We start from the raw sequence: 2,224 nt of genomic DNA on the forward strand, positions 1-2,224 counted from the left end.
CCTTGGGTGTCTGCATGGCGACGAGGATGGTCGATCCCGAGGAGTAGCCGCCGGCAAAGCCGATGAGCAGCCGCAGCAGCACCAGCTGCCAGACCGTCTGCACCATGCCGGTCAGCGACATGCATATGGCCATGCCGAAGCTGGCGCGAACCAGCATCACCTTGCGGCCATAGCGGTCGCCGAGACGTCCCCAGAGCGGCGCCACCAGCGCCGCCGCGAAGAACGTCGCGCCATAGGCAATCCCCGACCATTGCACGATCGCCGCGTGACCCTCGGCACCCAGCTGCTCGATATAGAGCGGCAGGAACGGCAGAAGCAGCGTCATGGCGACAAGCGTCGAAAACGAACCGGCGAAGCACACGAACAGATTGCGCCGCCAGTGGATGTTGTAGGCGCTGTCGGTCGCCGGGGGCGTGCTCTGCTGCATGTCGTATGTCCTGCCCCAGCAACTCTTCTATCGATGCTTGCTGCGGATACCAATTTGGGATACCAAGATGGTGCACGTCATGGACGCAAGCTTGGCCGCTGTCAATGCAACCTGTCGAACGTGATCGGCAAGACGATCGCAAACGGCCAAAAGATGGAAACGACAATGTCGCAGATGCACAGCGTCGAAAAACAGCTTCGGCAGATGATCCTGGGCCTCGAGATCGGTCCCGGCGAAAAGCTGACCGAGCGCTGGATCGAGAGCCGTTTCGGTGCATCGCGAACCCCGGTCAGGGCAGCACTTCTGCGGCTCGAGACCGAGGGGCTGGTCGGCAGGGACGGGCGCGGCTGGACGGTGTCGCCGATCAATCTGGCTGAACTCGAGCAGATCGCCGTCTACAGGGAGGCGGTCGAGGTTGCGGCAGTTCGCCTGACATGCAGCCTGGCGGACCGGAGCGCCATCGATGTCATCCAGGCGATGCTCGAATCCTGCGACAACGACACGCCGCGCGAGGAATGGCATCGCGTCGGCATGGATTTTCACATCGAACTGGCGCGTCTTTCGGGCAATGAATTCCTGTTCCGGGCGGTCCGCGATGCCATGACACGCCTGTCACGGGCGCGCTGGCTGGAGGTTCGCGACGAAGCGGCCCTCAGCCGTGCCTGGGCCGAACATCGCGCCATACTGGCGGCGGCACGCCGTGGCGACGCCGATGAAGCTGCGCGCCTGCTCTCGGTCCACATTGTCGGCAGCCGCGACCGGCTGGTGACGTCGCTCGCCAACGATCGGCGCGGTCTTCGCGCCAGAGGCTTTGCCGTCGTTGCTGCTTAAGGTGGATGAAGGGGCGCAAAGCGGCGTCTGGACGTGTGCGCACTTTCGCCCTCGCTTCGCAGACGCCGATGGCGTAAGGAGCGGCGATGGAAAACAACCGATTTGAAACACCTGTGACTGTGAAGTCAGTCGCGGCGGGAAGCACTCAGCTCTTGCGCACGGCGCGTGAGGCTTCCGACTACCTCCTCAACAGCTGGCCCGGCAAGCGCAGCCCCAAGCATCGCGCGGCCCTGCAGGCCTGCCATGACGCACTCGCCGGCGACAAGCCGGCGATGAACGCCAGGCGCGCCTTCATTGCGGCGGCGCGCGAAGTGGACGTCTTTGTCAGCGACAAGGCGCCGGCCTGACACAAGGCGACATCCGAGGCGGCAATCCGGATTGAGGCACGGCCCGCATCTGCGGGCCTTTTGCCGTCACTTTGCCGTTTCGGTTTCGGCTTCAGTCTCGTCTTCGGGCTTCGCACGTTCCCTCGCTGCAACCTTGGCTGCCAGCTTCTCGGCCTTCTTGGCCGCCTTCTGGCGGTCGCGTTCCTTGCGTTCCTGATCGTAGTTTGGTGGTCGCGCCATATCGGCTCCTTTTTCACTGCCTCGCGGCTCTGGTCCTGCCTAGGAGCATTAGCCGTCAAACACAACAGCTGAAGCGATAGTGCGTCGATGATGGCCAGGCTTGCAAGATGCGCGCCGCAATGATGGGGCCACGCCCATCATTGCGGCGGCGATACCTATCGCCGTCGATTTGCCGATCAGATGCCGCTTCGGTCAATCACCAGATCGGCGGCACCAAAGCGGTCCTTTGCCGTCAGCTGCTGGTGCCAGTAGGGATAGAGCAGGGGCGGCCGGCTGACCGCGTCGAGGCGCGCGCGCTCCTCGTGGGAAAGCACCAGGCTTGCCGCCGCGATGTTGTCCAGGAACTGCGTTTCCGTCCTGCCGCCGATCACCAGGGAACTGATGGACGGCCGGCCAAGCA

4 protein-coding genes and 1 pseudogene are annotated in these 2,224 nt (G+C 63.8%); 2 read left to right on the forward strand and 3 right to left on the reverse strand.

The genetic code is table 11. The features are described from left to right. Positions 1 to 427, reverse strand: a 427-nt coding sequence (locus EN914_RS32825) for an MFS transporter (RefSeq protein ID WP_127389560.1), incomplete at its 3' end; no start/stop codon positions are given. A gap of 165 nt (positions 428 to 592) precedes the next feature. Between EN914_RS32825 and EN914_RS32830 the strand changes: the two genes are divergently transcribed. Continuing rightward, positions 593 to 1,258: a GntR family transcriptional regulator gene (locus EN914_RS32830; protein WP_024504688.1), complete on the forward strand. Its 666-nt coding sequence runs from the start codon at positions 593 to 595 to the stop codon at positions 1,256 to 1,258. Between the two features lie 113 nt (positions 1,259 to 1,371). Further along, the gene (locus EN914_RS32835; RefSeq protein ID WP_244506945.1) at positions 1,372 to 1,605 is read left to right on the forward strand and encodes a DUF982 domain-containing protein; all 234 of its coding nucleotides are present in this window, start codon (positions 1,372 to 1,374) and stop codon (positions 1,603 to 1,605) included. Positions 1,606 to 1,671: 66 nt separating this feature from the next. Here EN914_RS32835 and EN914_RS32840 read toward each other — a convergent pair whose 3' ends face one another. After that, on the reverse strand, positions 1,672 to 1,824 hold the full coding sequence (locus tag EN914_RS32840) for a hypothetical protein (RefSeq protein WP_081714371.1): 153 nt from the start codon (positions 1,822 to 1,824) through the stop codon (positions 1,672 to 1,674). Positions 1,825 to 2,000: 176 nt separating this feature from the next. Continuing rightward, positions 2,001 to 2,224, reverse strand: a pseudogene (locus EN914_RS32845) (aldo/keto reductase); the annotation flags it as partial.

It is taken from the genome of Mesorhizobium sp. M7A.F.Ca.CA.001.08.2.1 (assembly GCF_003998455.1).
Lineage (GTDB): Bacteria > Pseudomonadota > Alphaproteobacteria > Rhizobiales > Rhizobiaceae > Mesorhizobium > Mesorhizobium ciceri.